Below are 20868 nucleotides of genomic sequence, written 5' to 3'. Positions count from 1 at the left end.
GCAAGATCTACTTCTTTTAAAACTCACCCCTTCAAATCAGCCCTTTTGTTATTACAACATGTTTTTTTCAATTAACGACTGATTTAAGTCATTTTTCAATGCGTAAATTATCTCACTGGGCACAAACAAAAGTCAATATTTTTTGGCTTTAAACTGGCTAATTTTAAGGTTTAATTAAAACGGATTTATTAAATACTTAAATTTTAGCACTATGAAAATTTTATTCCCAACTGACTTAACAGAAGAATCATTCTCAGCTATTAAAACAATATTACCAAAAATTATTTCAAGTGATAAACCGACCGAAATTGTGCTTTTTCATGTTATAGATAGCACTGGGTATGGATCGACTTCTGTTCGTGATTTATCACAAATATTGATGGACGATGCTACAGCAAAACTTGCTACTGAAAAGAAAAACATTGAAGCGGCGCATAAAATTGAAGTTACTTCAGCTGTTAAAGTTGGGCATTATGATAGGGAACTAAAATGGCATGTTGAAAAAACGAATCCAGATTTAGTAGTCCTACTTTCTAAAGCAAAGCATGGCGTTCTAAAATATGTAAGTGGACAAAAATCTGTTAATTTTATTGGAGAATTGACAGCACCTTTATTAATCATACCTATTGATTTTGAATTAGATACAATTTCAAAAATGGGGCTTGGAATTGACAAAAATGAAAGTCCTACACTTGAGACTTTATATAAAATCAAGAAATTGGCAGCTTATTTTGAAAGTGACGTGAAAATGTTTCATGTGAGTAGAGAAGTAAATGAGACAACAGATTTTTATCAGCACATTTCAACCAACATGGGCTTTGGTGAAATTGAAATCGTAAAAGATGAAAACATATTAGGAGGCATACAACATTGGCGTGATAATAATAACATAGAAGTTTTAATCACATTAACACAACCAAAAGGTTTCTTTCAACGCTTGCGAACAGGAAGTGTATCAAGAGAATTGGTAAAGGAAAATCTTACCTCACTGTTAATCATAAGTCAATAGATAATACCAAGGCTTTACCTGAAACAACTTGAATTATAAACTTTATGAATACTCGCTATTTCGTTTGAGATAGCGAGTATTAACCTTTATATTATAGATCGGTTGAACGATTAATTTAGTCGGTTTTACTATCCTTCTTCTCCACAAGCGTTTGCATATCTGCTATCTTGTCTGTTTCATCAATGATTTCATACCCTAAAATTGTTTCTAGAATATCCTCTAAAGTAACAACCCCTGTTATACTACCATAGGTGTCTTCTACAATAAACATATGTGCTCTTTTATCGTAATTCCGTTTGAAGAAATCTGCTAAAAGCTCATCCTCTTGCACTTTTGAAAGTGGTCGAATCAATTCTTTTACTTTGACAGTTTTATTGTCCTCTATCAGTTGCCAAAGGATATCATTTTTTAAGACCATCCCCAGAATTTCTTCCTTGTTTTCTGCAAAAACTGGAATTCTTGAGAATTGCTCGAACCTTTCTGTTTTACTCAAGTCTTCTACAGTTATATTCTCAATAGTAGCGAATAGCACAGCGCGTGGCGTCATGATGTCATGAATAGTAGTATTCGGTAAATTCAATACATTTTGAATCACATTGGTCTCAGGATTGCTCAATGCACCATCCTCTTTTGTTGCCAATGTTAATGCCATCAAATCAGCACGGCTGAGCACGCTCTTATTCTTGTCGTTTTTAAGCTTCTTAGTAATCAACTGGCTCATCCACACCAAAGGCATCAATATTTTCATTAGAATTTTAATCCCTTTAATAGAAATTGGAGTTAAACTTTTCCAGTAATTCGCTCCTAATGTTTTAGGTATAATTTCACTTAGAATTAATATAGCCAATGTCATCACTGTTGCAACTATAGATTCTGCTGGAATTTGAAAAGAGAAAATATTAATCGCTGTACTTCCGAAAACAACCGCGGCTTGGGCACCTACACCTATCGCTCCGACCGTATGCGCTATCGTATTCAAGGTTAATATCGCTGATAACGGTTTGTCAATATCTTCTTTAAATGAATTGAGATCTTTATACAATTGAGGATTCTTATCTCGCTGTTTTCTAATAAATGATGGTGTAATACTTAAAATAACCGCTTCAAGAATTGAACATAAAAAAGAAAAGCCAATACTCAAGGTTAAAAACAAAAGTAATATTGTCATGTTTTTGCTATCTGTTAAATTTATTTAGAATAGAAAGATATGAATATTCCTTTGTTTAGGAGGGCTTTTATTACACCTTTATTTAAGCTTTTGTTTATCGCTGAAATAAAAAAGGGCTTTGATTGGTGAAACTAAAACCATATCTGCAATCGTTATAAAAAGTATAGCCAATCGAACGGCATCTAATTATCTTATCATTATTTAACATTTTAAACAACCTCTTTTCACTTAATAATCACTATTTTAAAAGAGAACAAAAAGGGCTGAAAGTTTGAATTAAAAAGACGCATCCTTTGAAGCACAAACAAGATGATAAAAAGAAAATTCATATTAATACTGACAATACTTTTCACAACAAACGTATTTGCCCAAACAGTACGAGAAATTGATCTGGACAATGAACCCGTTGATTTTACAGATCCAGCTAAGTTCATCGCCTTGATAGTGATTCCACTGTTCATTGTGATAGCAGGTTCACTTATTTATTGGAAATGGAAGAAGCGTAAAAAGAATGAAGAATAAATTTTATCTCTTTGACCGCTTGCTCATTCTCAAAACATCTACAATCACTTTATTTTTCATAAAGCAACCTTACTTGATACCGATAATGCTAATTATCCAGGACAAATTGTAGTACTTAACATAGCTACTTGTAAACCTCACTATCTATATAAAACACTAATTAAGAATCAATTAAAAAAGTGTAATATTTTTTTTACACGATAAACTTCCATCTAAACACCTTAAAACATTCAACTTTACATTACTATTCATTTGTTTAACTCGATATGAATGCTAAATTTGCGCTTAATTAATTCAAACAATTTGAATTAAAACCTAACAAATTTTTAGATATGAAAAAGATTATCCTAGCACTATTGTGCTTAACATTCACTGGTTTAATAAAAGCACAAGATTACTATCACGCACTTGGTATCCAGGCAAATATTGGCCTTTTCGCAGCACAAGTTAATCCCCTTGATGATTTAGAGAAAGAACCTGTAATTGTACCTGGTTTATTTTATAAAGCGACTTTAGCTTTTGAAATAAATAGAGATATGAATTTTGCAGTTAGTGCATATCCTTTTATTGGTATGAGCGGAAGTATAAACTCACAATCAGGAGCTAGTGAAGGAACTTCAATAGGAGCAGAATTCCCATTATTAGCAGAATTATACTTTGGAGACATTGAACAAAACTGCTTTTTTGTAGGCGTAGGTTTTTCGGCTTCAGTAATGGCTAGCACTTATGGTTCTGGCAGTACTGTAGGCCCGCAATTTGATCTTGGTGGACAATTTGAAATTAAAGAGAAAATAATTGGCTTAAGAGCAGCATTCACATTAGGTTTAAATACACCAGGTTTTGCAAGCACTTATACAAAATACAAAAACAATCAAGTTTCGGTAGGACTATACTATCTTTTTGGATAGAATCAGCCTATTGCGTACTTTAATAAAATAGTCTTAATAAAACAATCATCAATTAATGGTGATTGTTTTTTTTTGCCTCCCCTGCAATGAATTGTTAAATTATACTGCGCGCATAAAAACGTATTCCGAATTGACCGTATGGATAGATTTTGTTATTGATCCTTTGCAAGAAATCAAAAGCCGCTCCACCTTGTAAATAGAACTCAGTATAGATCCCAAAAATTGATTTATCTATAGCCAAGCCCAAATGTAAATTGCTTTCTAAAAATGATTGGTATTTTTTATTATAACTCGTTTTCGCATCCAATCCCGAATAAATATGAATAATAGGACTTTCAAATACACTTGGCGCTAACATTGTTGGACTGATCCACTTGTTTTTTAGACTTAAGGCATTTAACCTGAAGTTCAAAAATGGATATCGGAAACTTAATGCGCTATAAAACCCTTTATGCGTATTGATGCCTGCTACAACTTGTAAATTAATTCGTTTTGTAAACGCTAACCCCAAGGCAACATAACCCGTTAAGGTATCATTGTGATAAAATACGCCTGGTTCAAAAACCCCTTTAAGACCTAAAGCCCATCCGTTTAAATTCCCCGTACCACAATTCATTGGATTATTCCACCATCCTTCACCATCCCAAACTGGCGCATTCAAACAAATGGTTGTCATTCGTTTTTGCTTAATATTATCCAGTTCTTTATTATACAAATTAACTGTTGTAAAGTAATAATCCTCTTTTCTACCTCTAAAACCTTTTTTGGTGGTCCAATCAATTCGAGAAAAACGGTTACGCTTATAGTTACCATTAAAATAGTCCTCTCGAATCCCATATTCAGCCTTCAAATCAACATATTCTTTCGGTGCACGAATCTTAACTTGGTGATGATTAAATAAACGGACTTTCGCTTGAATATTCTGCATCAAAAAATAATCCGGAAAATATTTTTCAACGGTCAAAACAATGGTGTCTTTTGTAAAAATCTCTTCTGTACAACCAGAACATGGAGCATCTTCAAGCGTGAAGAATTGATATTGTATAAAACTTGCTCGTGGAATTATTGCTACCCACCTTTTTTTTCTCCACCATAACTTGCCTGTTGTTTTCATTTTCCATCGCACCCGTTGAATGGTTGTCTTCCCTCCTAACTTCGTTCGAGCGGAATAATAATGTTGCCGCGTCTTGAATAAATCGACAGGCAACGCTTCGATATACATAAATCTACGTCCACGCTTTTTTATTTCTTTGACATTACAATACTTCAAAGCATCTGTATCAATATAAAAACACTTCGGATCAACGTTTACTATGATATCCTTTTTGGGTGGCTCAATTTCAGCAGGATAATACAGAATAATTTCTACACGCCTATTCTCTGCTTGATCAATTTTTACATCCTCACCCCTTGCCAATATTTTGATTTCTGTATCCGATGAAAAACTCTTCTTACAATATTTCAAAACATTTCTTGCGCGTTTTTCTGATAAGGATTTGTTCTTAGTAAAATCACCGGTAGAATCAGCATAGCCAATGAATTCTGCATATTCTACATCACGCAAATCATAATCGTTATGAAGCGTTCTGAGCATACTCGCATTTATATCATTAACATTTGCACTTCCATATTTAAAATAAATACGAATAGTATCTTGTGTTAATGCGTTAAATGATGCACCAAAAAAAAGTAAAACAAGTAAGTTTCTCATTCAATAACGAAGTTAGTATTAATTAATGTTTGATTCGACTGAAGGTAACTTTGAAAATTTTCGTTTGAATTCCTCCTCTACGTTAACGTGTTAAACAACAGGTTGACACATAATCCTTCACAAACTAATAATAAGTTAATGAAGGCTACTTAAACCAATATAGAGCTGTAAATAATTGACGATTATCAGTTTTTACCTTAAACAAATATTAAATTTATTGTATAACTTTACATTATCAAAAAAGCAAAAGCACATATTGCACTTCTATTAGTTTTCTCTTTTGTCATAGGTATAACATGGCAAACAGCAACTGTTGTTAACTTTTATGCCAACCAAAATGAAATTGAAGCTCAATTTTGTGTAAACAAGACTAAACCAGAGCTTAATTGTCACGGTCAATGTTATTTAAAGTTACAACTCACAACTACAGATGCCGAAACGAATAATTCGGATAAAACAGTACAAGAGGTTTCTTTCTGGTTTTTTGGTATTGAAATTCTCGAAACATTACGCATCTCTCCTATGACTTGCGAAAACAACTTTATCGTGAACTATCAATCTGTTGATGAAAATTCTTATCATCCAGACTTCTTTATTCCACCAATTTATATCGGCTAATTTTTATTTTGTTAGATCCTTCTTGGTTCTTCCTACAAATGCGTTCCTACCATTTGCATAATGGCTCGTGTTCGCAAATTAAATCAATTAGTCACATCACTGATTTAAAGAAAAATCAGTGCAATTATAAATTAAATTATCATGAATAAAGTATATATTATTACAGCAATTACATTTATCAGTTTAATGGGTTTAACATCTTGTAAAAAAGATAAAGAAGTACCTACAATTACAGTGAACGAACCTGCTGATCATACAGAATTAATGTGGGGTGATCAATTACACATTGAAGCAACTTTCGAAGATGATAGAGAATTAGAATCTTATAGAGTTTATTTAGGTAACCAATTAGGTGTTAAATCAACTGATTTCGATATTGACTTTACTGGAACAATTTCAGGTACATCTTACGATTTTCATGATCATGTAATGGTGCCAGATTCAGTTGGAATGGTTTACTATCTACATTTTGAAGTAAGTGATGCTGAAGGTAAAACAACATCAGCAAGTCACATGTTACACTTTATGCCATAACTTAAGTATTGAAACAGTCCAGGGGTGATAAATAATCACCTCTGGTTTTTTAATCGCAGTGAAACACATTTAAATTGTCGTATGAAAAACTTGATTTATATCTTCTTTTTGTTTGCAATAGTGCTGTCATCTTGTAAAAAAAGTGATGCTCAAAAAGCAATTGTTTCTTTAAATTTTCAAACCACAGCAGACGGCAATAATTATACGTTTGCCGATAGTTACGAAAATGGTGACGGTACATTAATTCGCTTAGAACTATTACAGTTCTACTTATCAGACATTCGTTTTATTGACAAGAAGGGAAAAGAAGTATTAGCAGAGGAAATCGCCTTATTAAAAACTGACCTTTCTGGTCATGCGAGTGTTGAAATTAAAATTCCAGCAGGTGATTATTCAGCTTTGAAATTTGGCATCGGTGTTCCAAATGAGTTAAACGAAAAAGATCCATCAAGCTTTACAGAAGAAGAGCATCCGTTGAGTTCATCTCAAAATACATATTGGGGCATGAATGGTATGTACAGATTTGTAATGGTAGATGGAAGATATGATGAGGATGCTGATGGAATTAGTGATGGCACTTTCTCCTACCATACTGGTTATGCAGTATCTTTAAGAGAATTCGAATTGACCAGATCTTTTAGTTTTGACAAGAAAGAATCCTATTCAGAAAACTTCAATATCGATGTACAACAGTTATTCAATGTCGATGGCAGTAGAATGGATGTTATCAACGAATCTAACTGGCACGGGAATTATGATGACATTGAAGTATCAATACGTTTCAGTGACAATTTCCTACATGCATTAACTGCGCAATAAACCTTACTGTTTCTTCATCTAATACTCACTTTAGAGGATATTAATAATTCCTGAAATTATAAGAAAATGAAACAATTTATATTAGTTGCATTTTTAGCACTTACAACAAACTTTGCATCTGCATGTGATGTTTGTGGTTGTTCTATGAATGCATTCAGCATGGGACTCATGCAGAATCAAAACACACCTTATATAGGGTTGCGTTATAGTTTTGCTCAATTCCATGCATCAATTAATCATAACACTACAAACGAAGGTTACGAATATTCGAACGATACTTACCAAAGAATAGACGCGGTTGGTAGAATTAATTTGAGCGAGAATTTTAAACTAAACTTCCAAGTACCTTTTTTGATTAATATCATGGAAGGGTCTCATCAAACGGTCACAACAAGTGGTATTGGTGATCCTACAATTATCCTTACTTACCATCCTTTTAAAGGCAATATCAAATGGGAAAATCATTCAATTGTGTTAGGAGCCGGTGTTAAAGCGCCCTTAGGAAAGTTCGACCAAGAAGACAACGGTGAATTGATTAACCCTAACTTCCAAATGGGGACTGGTAGTATTGATTTTCTTGTCAATGCCAATTATACTTATCGTAAAAAAAGCTTTGGTTATAATGTAGAAGCTGCTTATAAAATGAATACGAAGAATCGTTCGAATTACCGATATGGAAATCAATTTAATGGTGCTTTAAATGGCTTTTACATGCTCGAAAGAATTAAAACCACAACCCTTTTTTATACAGGTGGGTATTTTGAACGTGCAGCAGTCAATTTAGAAAATAACAAAAATGTTTTTAATACTGGTGGTTTTGGTTTGTTTGGAAATCTGGGTGCACAAGTCTATATCAAGAAGTTTAGAGTTGGCGTTTTATGTCAATTGCCAATCTATCAAAAATTTAAAACCGATCAATTAACAACAATAAATTCTAAACCTAGATTCACTTTAGATTTAATTTATACGCTAGGTAAGGATAAGTAGTTTTTCTATACACCTTATACATAACGCCAATGGTACAGAAATGTAGCATTGGCGTTTTTTATTAACGATAATCAACGATACGAAACTCCCTGTAAACAGTGAGCTATTAATAAACTCGTCTCTATAATATTGTGCTTAAACAAACACTTTATTATGAAACGATTAATATTTTACCTCAGTGTCGTATTACTCATCGGTCACGGAGCAAAGGCGCAACAAGTCGTCACCACCGCTGGTGAATATTTTGAAGGCGAGAATGCTTCATTAAGTTGGACAATGGGAGAACTAATCACAGCAACCTTTACTGAAGGTGCGAATCAATTGACACAAGGTCAACAACAAACCAGCTTTTACTTTACAGGAATTGACGATGTGCTTTATTTTTCATCAATTCAATTATACCCTAATCCAACTATCGATTATTTGACGATTGAAACGGATGAAACCAATTTAACCTATGCGTTGAGCAATAGTATTGGTCAAATTGTGCAAAATGGCGAAATCAGTCAAAAAAGTCAAAATATAGATGTGAGCAGCATTGCTGATGGCATCTATTTTATCACACTGACCTCAAAAACGCAATCGAATCAATCACAAGTATTCAAATTAATTAAACAATAAAATGAAAAAATTAATATTCACAGTCGCAACATTTTTAGCCATACAATTTGCCTTTGCGCAAGCACCAAATGGATTTAAATATCAAGCCGTTGTTAGAGACGCTTCAAGTATAATACTAACCGAACAAGCCGTTGGTTTTGAAATCACATTACATCAAGGTTCGCCCGATGGCACAATTGTTTACCAAGAAACTTTTACCGATGAGACCAATCCTTTTGGTTTGGTGAGTTTAAATATCGGGAATGGAACGGTTGTTTCAGGTGATTTCAGTACTATTCCTTGGGGAGATGGTCCTTATTTTATGGAAATCGCCCTAGATGAAACTGGTGGTGCTGCATACGAAACAATGGGAACAAGCGAATTGCTTTCTGTTCCCTATGCAATGTATTCGAAATACACTGAAAACGTTGACGATGCTGATGCTGATATGACCAACGAATTGAACGAAGGCGCCGTTTTATCTGGTACGGATTTAAGTATAACTGATGCCGGAGGAACCATAACAGCCGACCTCAGCAATTTAATTGACGATGCAGATGCAGATCCTGCAAACGAATTAAACGAAGGTATAGAATTATCAGGAACGGACTTAATCTTAACGGATGCTGGAGGAACGGTATCGACTGACTTAAGTAGTTTAATTGATGACCCAGATGCAGATGCAACAAATGAATTAATCTCTTTATTCGAAATCAATGAAGGGAGTTTAGAAATAACGGAAAATGAAACAGTTCATTCAATTGCTTTGGTCGATTTATCTGATGGTGATTGGACCGTTGACGAAGACAATATCTATAACCCTAATGAGGGAAACGTTGGTATAGGAACAGATGCACCTTTAAGCAAGTTACATGTTGAAGAATTATTAAATGATGATAATATATATGCACAACGCGTTATTGCTGAAAATTCGGAAGGTGTAATAAGCAAAGCTGCTGCTTATTTCGAAATTTCTTCAGACATAAGTTCAGAATCTTTCGCCGTTCAAGCAAATGCGATTAGTACGAGTGACAATTTTAATATTGGCGTTCGAAGTGCTGCATCAGGTAGTTCTGTAACAAATAGAGCCGTTCAAGGGCTGACTGTTGGAACAGGAACGACTAATATGGGGACAATAGGTTTTAGCAATGGTGCTGGTGGAGCAGGAAGTTCAAATTATGGTGCATACGGATTTGCCCAAAACTCTGAGTCTACCAATATGGGAATTAGAGGCGCAACAGATGGTTCGGGTATCGATAGAAATACGGGCATATATGGTTCAGCTAATGGAATACACGATAATAGAAATTTTGGTACTGAAGGACACGCTTCAGGCTCTACATTAATTAACGTAGGTGTAAATGGCTACACTGCTGGAACTGGTACTTTTAATATCGGGACTTGGGGCTCTGCAGAGGGCGCTGGCACAAATAATTACGGTATATACGGCGTTGCTATTGGTGGAGATGTAAATACTGCTGGTTATTTTGACGGTAATGTTACAATTGATGGAGACTTAAATATTACGGGGACCCTATCTAAAGGTGGTGGTACTTTTAAAATCGATCATCCACTCGATCCTGCTAACAAATATTTAGTCCATTCTTTTGTTGAATCTCCAGAAATGATGAACATCTATAATGGTAATATTAAAACAGATGCTGAAGGATATGCTACGGTCGAATTACCTACATATTTTGACGCTGCAAATAAAGATTTTAGATACCAATTAACAGTCATCGGAACATTTGCGCAAGCCATTGTGAAAGAAAGGATTTCTGGCAATACATTTATCATTCAAACAGACGAATCAAATGTAGAAGTCTCTTGGCAAGTGACAGGGGTTAGAAATGACAATTGGTCGAATGCCAATCGCGTTGATCCTGAAGAGCCAAAAGCGGAAAAAGGAACGTACTTACACCCTGAATTATACAATCAACCTGAAGAGAATTCAGTACATAAGGCTGCAATTGAATTAAAAAGTATGGCTGCGCCCGGTAAAGAAGAAAAGCTTATCGTAACTCCTTAATTTTTAATTTTGTAAATCAACAGGTGAACTTTAATCGGTTCACCTTTTTTTTGCTCAAAATTTATTTAACTTATACAACAAAACCAGAATTTAAACGTTCTACAACAAAAATATAAATCGTTGGTTATGAAAGTTATAAATTTATTGTGTTTTGGTTTTGCCATGATCGCAGCAGGCCATACATTACACGCTCAAAATCGATCAGATATCGGTATTATTATCTCCCCATTTGCTACAAGTGAGATTACCGCGAGCTTTGAATACCGAATACCACTTAACGATAAGTACAAATTCAAATTAGGTGCTTCAATCGGTGAGAACATAAGAGCTTTTCCTGATTACAAAGTCAATATTATTTCAGCGAGTGACTCACTAATTGTAGAGCGCCGTTTTGGAGAAAAAACACAAATAGGTGGATTGCGTGTTGGAGGCGAAAAAAAATTAGGAAAATCTATGTTTTCACTCATGGGCGATCTGAATATATCTTATCAAAAGGCTTATTTTTCTAATTACAATACAACGCATGAACTAATTGATGGTATTTGGCAAGCAATTCCGCCAGAATACGAATTAATCTCTGAAGGCTTAGCAATGAATCAAGGCACCACTACAAGGCATTTTATAACCCCATCACTGCGTGTAGGCATCTCGTTAGATGTACCACTCAATAAATATTTTATGCTTAATCTTTATGCCGCGGGTAATTTTGGTATTCCAATTCTAATTGACGAAACGAATAAAAAAGATCCTTTAAATGAATTTTCAACGGTCCCAACAGTATTCGATGCACATCAACAATTTGGCGGAGGAGTACGCTTTATGTTGCCCGTAAGAAACAAATAAAATATCAAATGAATTGAGGTGAGATAATGTTTAATAATCTAACCTCAATTCATTTACAATTTCAGGCAGCAAAACGTGGTTCACCACATAACTATCTTCAACACCACCTTTTTTCGTTCGAATATTTACCTTAAATTCATTCCCGTCCGTTAAAATCCGTGTATCCGCATTAATCTTATACAATACCTCTTCTATACAACCTGTATAAAGTGTTTCTGTCGACCAGTCACCTTTTTCATACAATGCAATCCACATCGAATCAGTTTCGTCAATACAAGTAATATTATTCAAAGTCAATTCAGTCGAAAAAGTAATCGGATCAAGAATAATCGTCAATTGATTTAATTCCGTTTTTTCTAATTTATGATACCCAATATAAGTGTTTTCATCCGCGTCAAAAGGCATATAGTAGGTGTCTGATTTATATTTCAAAACAAAATCGTCATCTTTTTTAAAAACAGGCACCTCTGCATATAATTCTCCTTCAATTGTCCCCATTTCAATTGCTAATTCCTTTTTCACCGCCTCACTTGAGCTACCTTTTTCACTATATTCTAAAATTAAAGATTCTAAATTAACGGCCAAACCGGTTCTGCCGCTTACAACGTCCAAATCAATTACAATCCAACCTTTGCTCTTTTCTTTAGAGCATGCAAACATCAAAATTACAGCGAAGCACAACAGTACTTTTCTCATTTAAAAATTATATTATTTCAACGAATTTTACTTGGCCACCTGCGGGCTTTCTGCTTTAGTTACCTCTTTTAATTTGTAAGCCAAAAGCATTATAATCAGTTCCTGTTGTCACTGCTTAAAAACCATGCCTTAACCAATTAAAATTCGGCAAGCTATCACGCCAATCCCTGGTGGTAAAAAATTAAACTAATCCTTCAGTTTATTCACACCTAGATAAAGCAAAGCTCCGCCAATTGCAGCAAATAAAACGCCAGTAATTATTAACCAATTCATATGTAAATTATTAACCTAAAGGTAATGTAGTAAAATTCGAATTAACACCCAAATTATTAACGCGAATAATCCTATGCAAACTGATTGTTTTACAAGTTCCTAGCTGGTAGAAATATTTCAGCAATCATACATCTAATACTTCCACCACCTATTTTTTCAATTGTTGGAATTGGGATTGGAACGAGCGCTACAAACCCCTCTAATACTGATATTTGATCCGATCGTAGGGATTGATGAGCCGAAGCAGATAAAACCAATATTTTTCTACCATCTTTTGGAGCTAATTCAATAGTATTTCCTGCAAATAATTTGATTTGGTCAAGACTTAAATCAACAATCGCTTTTCCCGAATTTTCTAAAGCCTTTAAAATCAATTCGCGTTCCTGTAAATCCCGAATACTTTCTAAACAAATCATAGCATATTCACTACCAATGCTCATCATAACATTGGTATGGTAAATCGCTTTACCCGACGCATCAATTGCATTAAAATAAAAAGCTTTATAATTTAAATCTTTGGCTATTTTCTGAAACAATGACTGATTCGTTCGTGAAGACAAACAAGCATACGCGCAACGCGCTTTATGATCAAAAATAATACTCCCCGTTCCTTCTACTATCCTATCTTCTTCTTCATTAAAAGAATAATCTATAACTTTCTTTACCTCGAATTTATTAGACAACTCATTAACAATGTCCTCTCGGCGTTCTAATCGCCTATTCATAGCAGACATTGGATACAGTGTTATTTGACCGTTCTCATGCATTGAGATCCAATTATTTGGGAAAATTGCATCTGGTTTAACGGGGGTTTTCGTATCATTTATCACAGTGACATCAATCTCACAATCACGCAATAACCTAACTGCCCGATCAAATTCTTGAAGGACCTTATTTTTAATCTGAATAGCATCCAAATCTACAGAAAACTGAAAAGCGTTAGAAAAGGCCGTTTCAGAATTAAACCCGAAGTTCTCGGGCCGAACCATCAGTATACGATCCGTAGAATGTATCATTACTATTAGCGTTTTTAAACAGAAACTACCTCAGCACGACTCATAAACAAATCGTCCAAACGATCTAATCTGTCATCTTTTTCTGATGCAAATATGATGCGTTGGCTGCGTTCAACACTTTCTGTTATTCGATCAATATCAGTATGAAAACTACCTTGTTTTAAAAAATCAGCATCTTCAACAATTATCATCATTAATTGCGTCAAATTAATACCATTTAAAAAATAAAGTTTGCTCAATCGCTTAGGTGTTGCAATCACAATATCACAGCCCGCATAAATTTCATCTTTCTGATGATTGATAATACGTTCTTCATAAACCATTGCAACTCGAATCTCTGTTCGTTTAATATATTTTTCAAATTCAGCATATAATTTCTCACAAGCCTCTTTGTTTTTTACAAAAATCAACGCCCTTGGGTTATCACCAAAAGGAGCGCATTTTAAACGTTGTAAAACGCCAATAATTAAAGCTGTTGTTTTACCGCCTCCGTCTGCAGTGATAGCATACAAATTTTTCCCTCCCTTAATCACGGGTATCACCTTATCTTGAAATTCGTTTGGTGCTTCAACACCTTGCTTAGCTAATATTTCTACCAACTTCGGATTTAGTTTTTTAAATGTCATTTAAATGCTCCTTCTTTTATTTGCAGTAATTAATCGTCATTAACTAATAACCTTATCTCTAAAATTCTTTGTGTAATAAACTTCATTGCGGCCTTTATTATTTACGTATATAAAGTATGCCTCAATGTTTAATTCAGGGTGAATACGGATAAATTCTATTGCTTTCTCTGTGCCCATTACCATAAAAGCTGTAGCCAAAGCATCCGCCATCGCACAAGTTTCAGTAACAACCGTTGCACTTAGTAAATTATGTTGAACAGGGTAACCAGTTTTAGGGTCGAGTGTATGCGAATATTTCACACCATCTTTCTCATAAAACTTTCTGTATGATCCAGAAGTCGCAATACTTCTATTTTCCAACTGTATAATATCTTGAATAGATCTGTTATCACTTGTCGAATGTTCAACTGGTTTATCTATACCTATTCTCCATAGAACGCTATCTGCATTTACACCTTTCACTCTAATCTCTCCACCAATTTCAACAAAATAGTTCTGCGCTCCCTTATCTTCCAAAAAGTCAGCAATTACATCAACTGAATAACCTTGTGCAATCGCATTAAAATCTAATTTCGCTTTGTCTGTTAATTTTAAAATATGATTGGTTTTAACCCCCATTGAGTCGGCTGTTGATTCCATTTTTTTAAAATGTTTCCCGTCAGTAAACCCAAGTAATTTAATTAATTCATCCACCACAGCTGAATCTGGTACATTATGATTATCTCTTAAAAATCCCCAGCCATCAACCAAAGGATAAACCGTTGGATCGAATGCGCCATCTGTTATCGCATAAACTTTTTGGGAAAGATTATAACAGGTATCAAAAAAACCTCTTCTATCGGTATAGTTATATATGCCTTTACCCGCTGTATTCAGTAAAGAAACAATAGAATTGGGTATGTATCCACTCAATGCATCATCAAAGGCTGCCAATTCGCTTACAATCTCTTCTCTGGTTAATTGAATGGGGTCATTACAAATCACCGTAAAAGTAGTTCCTTGTGTATTCCCGAAAAATTCTATTTTCCCTGATTCCTTAGCTGGTGCAGCAGGTTTTTCTGAATTATCGCAGGAGATCAATCCCAATGAAATAATTAATGCGAATAAAAATTTAAACTTTTTCATGTAAGAATTTGGGAACAAAGGTAACTTGATTTTAGTTGCGAATCAAGTCTGCAGCTTCAGTTTCATCTTGCCATTGATATTCGGCGATTCCAACTCCGTTCACAGTATATGAAGAAGTACCGTATTTGGTTTGAATTTTTTCATAGACATTCCCTTCGCCATTCCTTACCACTACTCGTCTAATTATATATGAATTGATCAAACCATCTTCGTCATTTGTCGTAAAAATTTCTTCTGTCACACCTTCTGGAAATTGATTGCCTAATTCATTCTTCATGGCACTATCAATCTTTTTAACATCTATATCTCTAAGTGATTCTAAATACTTTTCAGTCTCCTCAACAGTATTATCATTCGACTCTTTTAAATCTCTATTTTCATCATTCATTTCCTCCAATTTATCCTGTGTGTCGTCCACATTTTCAATTGCTTTTTTGTCAGCGGAATTATTTATAGAAATACTCTTATCCTCTACGCCATCAATATAATCCTTGGTTGAATGACTATCGTCATATCCATCTGCAATTTTATCCCTTTGGTAATCTCTTTCGTTTTCTTTGATGGCATCGACAGTTTGCTCGTAACCCTCTCTTCTTTTTTGCTCAGCTTTTTCACGATCAGCAACAGTTACTGCAAGATCTTCTAAACTTTTTTCAGTATTATACGACTCGTTTTCTTGATCTAAACCTAAGTTGATTGTTTTGTACTCATTTTTCAATGATTGCTTTTCAACAAGATCTTCCATTTGCTCTCTTGGAATATCGTTTAGCTGATTCTCTATAATCATTTCATCAGCTATCCTTTCCGAATACTTTTTCTGTTCAATAGACACTTCATAATGATCATCATTCGAATTTCTTTGGGTCTTGTCCATATCAACCCCAATTTCATCAACAAGTTCTACATTGTCTATTCTTTCTTTATCTCTAGCCTTTTCTAAATTAATAATTTTAGTATAGTCATCTTCTTTAGTCTCTTTTATTTTTAATATTTCATCCTCTTGATTCCAGAGTAATTGATTACTAGTATTAATCAAATCAACATTATAATTTTCAACTTTTAACTCTGTATTCTTCCGTTCCAAATCTGCATTAACAAAGGTGTTTTCACGCTCAATATCTTCCTTTTCAATAATTATCTTTTGTTCCATCACTTCATTGGTTTGATTATTTGATGCAGATTTTGTTTCATTAATCAATTCAACATGAATGCGTTCAACATTCGCTAAATACTCTTCCCTAGGTAAATCGCTATTTTCACTTTTTTCATCAATTGCAATTTTCAGATTGGTTACAACTTGATTTTGTCTTTGAATAGCATTTTCATTATCCGTTGTTCTTTCACGTTGTACAATTGAGCTTTCGAATAGTGCAACTTCAACTGCATCACTTGCTTCTTCAATTTTTATCGTTGCCGCATCATCTGAAGTAATAATATTGTCCTCAATTTCAATCGCTTTTTTTCGAGTGGTAAAATTATCATCCCGTTGTCTAACCGCATCTATTCCTTCTGCCTCTGATGCCTCAAGTCTTTGTTGCTCGACTTTTTGTGTCAAGTTGAATTTTCGTTGCTCTTCAGCATCTGCAAGTAAAGCCCCTATATCTACAGCATTGGTTTGTCTATTAGCCTTGCCATAATTCTTCAATTGAGGAGAAGATGCGACAGCAGTTGGATTTAATAATTGCTCTATTAACTTTAGTTGATCTTTTGGAAATTGATCCCCTGGTTTGAAACTTAATGCACGATTGTATAGTTCTTTCGCTTTGATATAATCCTGCGCAGTAAATTTACTATTGGCTGCATTTAATATATTAGCATATTGCGCATCCTCTTCAACCATGGTTACATTTTGCATGGATTCGTCACAAATTTTTATTTGCTTTTCAACATATTCTTCGTTTATCAAATTGTACGCGCGCACATATTTTTCTTTTGCTTTTGCCCATTCACTTTGTTCGAATAAATTATCTGCCTCCACTTTTAATGCTTCAAATTCAACTCTCACCAAAGCATCTTTAGCTGCTTTTTCAATCGCCTGATTAATTTCATTTATACGTCTTTCAGGAAGAGGATCTTCTGGTTTTTCAGTATTCGCTTGGGTAAACAGTGCCAATGCTGCTTCAAATTCGTTCGCTTTAAACTTTGCTTCTCCATCTGATAATAATTTATTATAGGCCGCGTCAGCATCGTTCTCATTCATTAATTTTAATAAATTTTCAGCTTTTTCAATTTGAGAAGTTGGATAAGCTTCATCCTTTTTCAACATGAACGATTGGTTGTAAAGATTGATCGATTCGACATATTGCTGTGTCTCAAACGCTGTATCTGCTTTTTCTATTATCGCTTTATACTCAGCCTCTAATTTTTCTAATTTTTCAGCTTCACTTAGCTTGCCACTTAATTCTTCAAGTCGCTCTGTTGGATGCTCCTCTCCAGGTTTTAATTCTAATGCAGCCTTGTACTTTTCTGCTGCACTCGACCAACTTTCAGTATCATAAGCAGCATCTCCATCACGAATAAATGCTTCGTAATCCTCCTCTAATTTAGCAGCTTTAGCTTCTGCATCAGCCAAATCTTTTTTGAGTGTATTAATTTTTTCTATTTCATCTTTCGGATATGGATCTTCACTTCTAAAACTCAAAGCTCGCTCATAATAAGAGATTGCATCGTCCCACTTCTCGTCATCGCGAAGGCCATCAGCCTTGGCTATAATTTTCTGATATTTCTTTTCTTCTTCTGCGCTTGTCTCATCCTGCATCAGTTTATCAATTTTCACAATCTGATCACTCGGATAAGGCTTAGTATTATTAATTTCAATAGCCTCTGCATATAAAGCTTTCGCTTTTTCTAAATTCCCATCATTAAACTTCAGATCTGCTTCCACTATTTTAGCTTCGTAAGCAGCATTCTTTTCCGCGTTTTTCTCTTCATCCTCAAGAATTAATTGAATTTTGTCTATTTCATCTTTAACAGCAGGCTCTGGTCTTAGTTTATAAGCTTCTCTATATGTTTCTAACGCTTTTTGATACGCTTTTGCTGCCAATTGTTCTTTGGCCGAATCTAATATCGCAGTGTATTCAGAATCTGCAGCGGCTTTTTCTTTTGCCTCAAGCAGTAAACGTTTTGTTTCTTCAATTCTTTTATCAACTTCCGGTGTTGACTTAATACTTTTTGCTGCTTCAAAATTTTCTAACGCTGGCGTATAATCATTTGCTGTGAAAAACTCTTCTGCCGCCTTAATAGCTGCATCATATTTTGCTTGTTGCTCTGCTTCATTTTGACTCTCAGCAATTAGTTTCTCAATCTCCTCTACTTTGGCTTTAACCTCCGCATCTTCTCTTACTTCTAATGCCTTATTATAATTCAATTTTGCTGCATCAAGATTCTTGGCATTAAATGCTTCAGCTCCAAGTGCTACAAATCCGTCAAATTTCTCTTGTTCTTCCGCTAATTTTTTCTTCTCCACCAATAATTTATTGATCGTATCAATTTCTTTTTGCGCTACCTCATCACCAGGTCGAACTTCTAATGCTTTTGTAAACTTATCTATTGCATCACTGTACGCTTCAACACTCAAGGCCGAATTTCCCGCTTCCATAAATTCGAGATACTTTTTCTCGTTTTCTGCTTCCTTTTCTGCTCCTTCTAATAATTTTTCAAGTTGCTTGATTTTTTCTTTTGGCTCATCTTCTTTTGGCTTAATATCACTAGCCTTAGTATATGCGTTTATTGCTTCTTGATATTCTTTTAACTCCGCAAATTTCGCACCTTCTTCTATCGCAGCTTTATATTCTGCATTAATTTTTGCATTCGCTTCATAATCAAGTTTTGCTTTATTGATTAAATCCAATTGGTCTAGAGCATGTTGGTCATTTTCTTTTACACCCAACGCCGCTTTGTAAGATTCAATTGCTGCTTCAAATTCGTTGTTCTTTACAAAGGCTGCTCCTTCGTCAATCAACTTTTTATACTCAGCTTCCAACTTCTCTTTTTCTGCATTTTCAGCAGCTAATTTTGCTAAAATCTTATTGACATCCTCTAATTCAATTGTCGGAATAGGTTCGCCCGGCTTTAATTTTAAAGCAGCTTCATAATTTGTTTTTGCCTCTTCATAATTCTCCGAATCTAAAGCTCCCCTAGCCTTAGCTAAAATATCATTATACTCTTTATCAACTTTCTTTGAATTGGCATTGGCAACCTCTTGCGCTGCTTTTGCAGCTTCTGCATCCGTTATTTTCTTATCGACCGCAGGATCAGCTTTAATCTTAATTGCAGCTTTGTATTTTGCTATTGCATCATCGAATTTCTTTGCTCCAACAGCAGCATCACCTTCAGCTACTAACTTTTCAAAAGCTTCTTTTGTTGCCTTTTGTTCCGCCAATAAATCCTCTATTTCTTTGATTAGATCTTTCGGTTGCTTTTCATCTGGCTTTATTCCTGAAGCTTCTTTGTAAAGACTCAATGCCTCTTCTAATTTATTCGCACTATAAGCCGACTTAGCAGCAGTCATTTTCTCACCAAATAGCTTATCTTTTTCAGCCGAATTTTTTAGATCTTCTAATTTCTTCTTCGCTGCAGCAATCTTATCTTTTACTTCTTGATTATCCGTTTTGATCGCCAACGCTAACTCATACTGTCCAATTCCTTTGTCAAATTCTTCTTTTGAAACCGCTAAGTCACCGGCTTTAACATATTCAAGAAAATCAGCTTCCCTTTGCGCTGCCGCTTCCTCTTCTTTCGCCAACTCTTCTTGCTTTTCAGCCATTTGCTTCTTGAGCTTTTCAATCTTAGCCAACATTTCCTTCACCTTGACTTTATCATAGCCAATAAATCCTTCCGCATCCATGGCAAATTCCGCCATTGGTGTCGTTTCTAGAAACTTAAAATCAATTCCTTCAACAGACTTAAAAATCGAAGTTTCAAATGTTAACAATGTAAAAGGTTGCAGATCTTCTGGGTAATCGAAGTAGGCCTCGACTTTTGTCATCTTGGTAACATAGCCATCCTTTTTAATATAAACTGTATAGGTATGACCGATTGGTAAATCGATCATTGGAACTTTACCATTTGATGCTGCTGTACCATTAGCGAAAGGTTTGCCATCCTGCAATACCTCAACTTTTGCACCTGCTAATTTCTTGCCTGTATCATCATCTCGCAATATGACATCCAAATTAATAATTGGACTCTGACCAAAGGCTAAAGCTCCAAGCATTAAAAATATACCAAGTAAAAATTTTTTCATTCTCAATTATATACCGTAAAACCTTAAAAAGGTTCGATTTAACATTGATTTGTTTGCAACTTAAAACATAAAATTCGTTCCTTGTCCTACAATTCAATAATTTTAGCCAATTAACTGCTTCTACAAATATCTAAAAAAA

The 20868-nt window shown here is 34.6% G+C and carries 15 protein-coding genes; 8 read left to right on the top strand and 7 right to left on the bottom strand.

The window, feature by feature from the left end; translation table 11 throughout:
* Window positions 1-211: 211 nt before the first annotated feature.
* Window positions 212-1009, top strand: a complete 798-nt coding sequence (locus tag T367_RS0115750; protein WP_027420710.1) for a universal stress protein — start codon at window positions 212-214, stop codon at window positions 1007-1009.
* Window positions 1010-1124: 115 nt separating this feature from the next.
* Here T367_RS0115750 and T367_RS0115745 read toward each other — a convergent pair whose 3' ends face one another.
* Complete coding sequence (locus T367_RS0115745; RefSeq protein WP_027420709.1) at window positions 1125-2177, bottom strand: CNNM domain-containing protein; 1053 nt, start codon at window positions 2175-2177, stop codon at window positions 1125-1127.
* A gap of 854 nt (window positions 2178-3031) precedes the next feature.
* On the opposite strand from T367_RS0115745, the gene T367_RS0115735 reads away from it, so the two are divergent.
* Window positions 3032-3607: a hypothetical protein gene (locus tag T367_RS0115735; protein ID WP_027420707.1), complete on the top strand. Its 576-nt coding sequence runs from the start codon at window positions 3032-3034 to the stop codon at window positions 3605-3607.
* Window positions 3608-3701: 94 nt separating this feature from the next.
* Here T367_RS0115735 and T367_RS0115730 read toward each other — a convergent pair whose 3' ends face one another.
* Complete coding sequence (locus T367_RS0115730) at window positions 3702-5318, bottom strand: OmpA family protein (RefSeq protein WP_027420706.1); 1617 nt, start codon at window positions 5316-5318, stop codon at window positions 3702-3704.
* A 759-nt stretch (window positions 5319-6077) separates the two neighbouring features.
* Here T367_RS0115730 and T367_RS0115725 point away from each other — a divergent pair.
* The 6 genes from T367_RS0115725 (at window position 6078) to T367_RS0115700 (ending at window position 11748) form a co-directional block, all read left to right on the top strand.
* A complete protein-coding gene (locus T367_RS0115725) occupies window positions 6078-6470 on the top strand; it encodes a DUF4625 domain-containing protein (RefSeq protein WP_027420705.1) in 393 nt (130 codons plus the stop codon).
* Between the two features lie 81 nt (window positions 6471-6551).
* Window positions 6552-7289, top strand: a complete 738-nt coding sequence (locus T367_RS0115720) for an MbnP family protein (RefSeq protein ID WP_027420704.1) — start codon at window positions 6552-6554, stop codon at window positions 7287-7289.
* Window positions 7290-7355: 66 nt separating this feature from the next.
* Entirely contained in the window at window positions 7356-8276 is a 921-nt protein-coding gene (locus tag T367_RS0115715; RefSeq protein WP_027420703.1) for a transporter family protein, read from the top strand.
* Between the two features lie 153 nt (window positions 8277-8429).
* Entirely contained in the window at window positions 8430-8897 is a 468-nt protein-coding gene (locus T367_RS0115710; protein WP_027420702.1) for a T9SS type A sorting domain-containing protein, read from the top strand.
* Between the two features lies 1 nt (window position 8898).
* Window positions 8899-10905 carry an autotransporter outer membrane beta-barrel domain-containing protein gene (locus T367_RS24150; protein WP_027420701.1) on the top strand — a complete coding sequence of 669 codons (2007 nt, stop codon included), beginning with the start codon at window positions 8899-8901 and terminating at the stop codon, window positions 10903-10905.
* A gap of 126 nt (window positions 10906-11031) precedes the next feature.
* The gene (locus T367_RS0115700; protein WP_027420700.1) at window positions 11032-11748 is read left to right on the top strand and encodes a hypothetical protein; all 717 of its coding nucleotides are present in this window, start codon (window positions 11032-11034) and stop codon (window positions 11746-11748) included.
* Between the two features lie 30 nt (window positions 11749-11778).
* Here T367_RS0115700 and T367_RS0115695 read toward each other — a convergent pair whose 3' ends face one another.
* The 5 genes from T367_RS0115695 to T367_RS0115670 form a co-directional block, all read right to left on the bottom strand.
* Window positions 11779-12444 carry a hypothetical protein gene (locus T367_RS0115695; protein ID WP_157454270.1) on the bottom strand — a complete coding sequence of 222 codons (666 nt, stop codon included), beginning with the start codon at window positions 12442-12444 and terminating at the stop codon, window positions 11779-11781.
* A gap of 362 nt (window positions 12445-12806) precedes the next feature.
* The gene (gene ctlX, locus T367_RS0115685; RefSeq protein ID WP_027420698.1) at window positions 12807-13733 is read right to left on the bottom strand and encodes a citrulline utilization hydrolase CtlX; all 927 of its coding nucleotides are present in this window, start codon (window positions 13731-13733) and stop codon (window positions 12807-12809) included.
* A 14-nt stretch (window positions 13734-13747) separates the two neighbouring features.
* Window positions 13748-14359, bottom strand: a complete 612-nt coding sequence (locus T367_RS0115680; RefSeq protein WP_027420697.1) for a DEAD/DEAH box helicase — start codon at window positions 14357-14359, stop codon at window positions 13748-13750.
* Between the two features lie 39 nt (window positions 14360-14398).
* Window positions 14399-15484 (bottom strand): FAD:protein FMN transferase, encoded by a 1086-nt coding sequence (locus T367_RS0115675; protein WP_027420696.1) that lies wholly within the window; start codon window positions 15482-15484, stop codon window positions 14399-14401.
* Between the two features lie 31 nt (window positions 15485-15515).
* Entirely contained in the window at window positions 15516-20729 is a 5214-nt protein-coding gene (locus T367_RS0115670) for a tetratricopeptide repeat protein (protein ID WP_027420695.1), read from the bottom strand.
* Between the last annotated feature and the right edge of the window lie 139 nt (window positions 20730-20868).

Origin of the sequence: Crocinitomix catalasitica ATCC 23190 (assembly GCF_000621625.1) — a bacterium.
Lineage (GTDB): Bacteria > Bacteroidota > Bacteroidia > Flavobacteriales_D > Crocinitomicaceae > Crocinitomix > Crocinitomix catalasitica.
The sequence above is the reverse complement of the archived record's forward strand: the minus strand, read 5'-3'. Positions and strand labels throughout refer to the sequence as shown.

Coding starts and splice junctions, on each gene's coding strand:
- T367_RS0115750 (WP_027420710.1), top strand. CDS start 212: ATGAAAATTTTATTCCCAACTGACTTAACAGAAGAATCATTCTCAGCT.
- T367_RS0115745 (WP_027420709.1), bottom strand. CDS start 2,177: ATGACAATATTACTTTTGTTTTTAACCTTGAGTATTGGCTTTTCTTTT.
- T367_RS0115735 (WP_027420707.1), top strand. CDS start 3,032: ATGAAAAAGATTATCCTAGCACTATTGTGCTTAACATTCACTGGTTTA.
- T367_RS0115730 (WP_027420706.1), bottom strand. CDS start 5,318: ATGAGAAACTTACTTGTTTTACTTTTTTTTGGTGCATCATTTAACGCA.
- T367_RS0115725 (WP_027420705.1), top strand. CDS start 6,078: ATGAATAAAGTATATATTATTACAGCAATTACATTTATCAGTTTAATG.
- T367_RS0115720 (WP_027420704.1), top strand. CDS start 6,552: ATGAAAAACTTGATTTATATCTTCTTTTTGTTTGCAATAGTGCTGTCA.
- T367_RS0115715 (WP_027420703.1), top strand. CDS start 7,356: ATGAAACAATTTATATTAGTTGCATTTTTAGCACTTACAACAAACTTT.
- T367_RS0115710 (WP_027420702.1), top strand. CDS start 8,430: ATGAAACGATTAATATTTTACCTCAGTGTCGTATTACTCATCGGTCAC.
- T367_RS24150 (WP_027420701.1), top strand. CDS start 8,899: ATGAAAAAATTAATATTCACAGTCGCAACATTTTTAGCCATACAATTT.
- T367_RS0115700 (WP_027420700.1), top strand. CDS start 11,032: ATGAAAGTTATAAATTTATTGTGTTTTGGTTTTGCCATGATCGCAGCA.
- T367_RS0115695 (WP_157454270.1), bottom strand. CDS start 12,444: ATGAGAAAAGTACTGTTGTGCTTCGCTGTAATTTTGATGTTTGCATGC.
- ctlX (WP_027420698.1), bottom strand. CDS start 13,733: ATGATACATTCTACGGATCGTATACTGATGGTTCGGCCCGAGAACTTC.
- T367_RS0115680 (WP_027420697.1), bottom strand. CDS start 14,359: ATGACATTTAAAAAACTAAATCCGAAGTTGGTAGAAATATTAGCTAAG.
- T367_RS0115675 (WP_027420696.1), bottom strand. CDS start 15,484: ATGAAAAAGTTTAAATTTTTATTCGCATTAATTATTTCATTGGGATTG.
- T367_RS0115670 (WP_027420695.1), bottom strand. CDS start 20,729: ATGAAAAAATTTTTACTTGGTATATTTTTAATGCTTGGAGCTTTAGCC.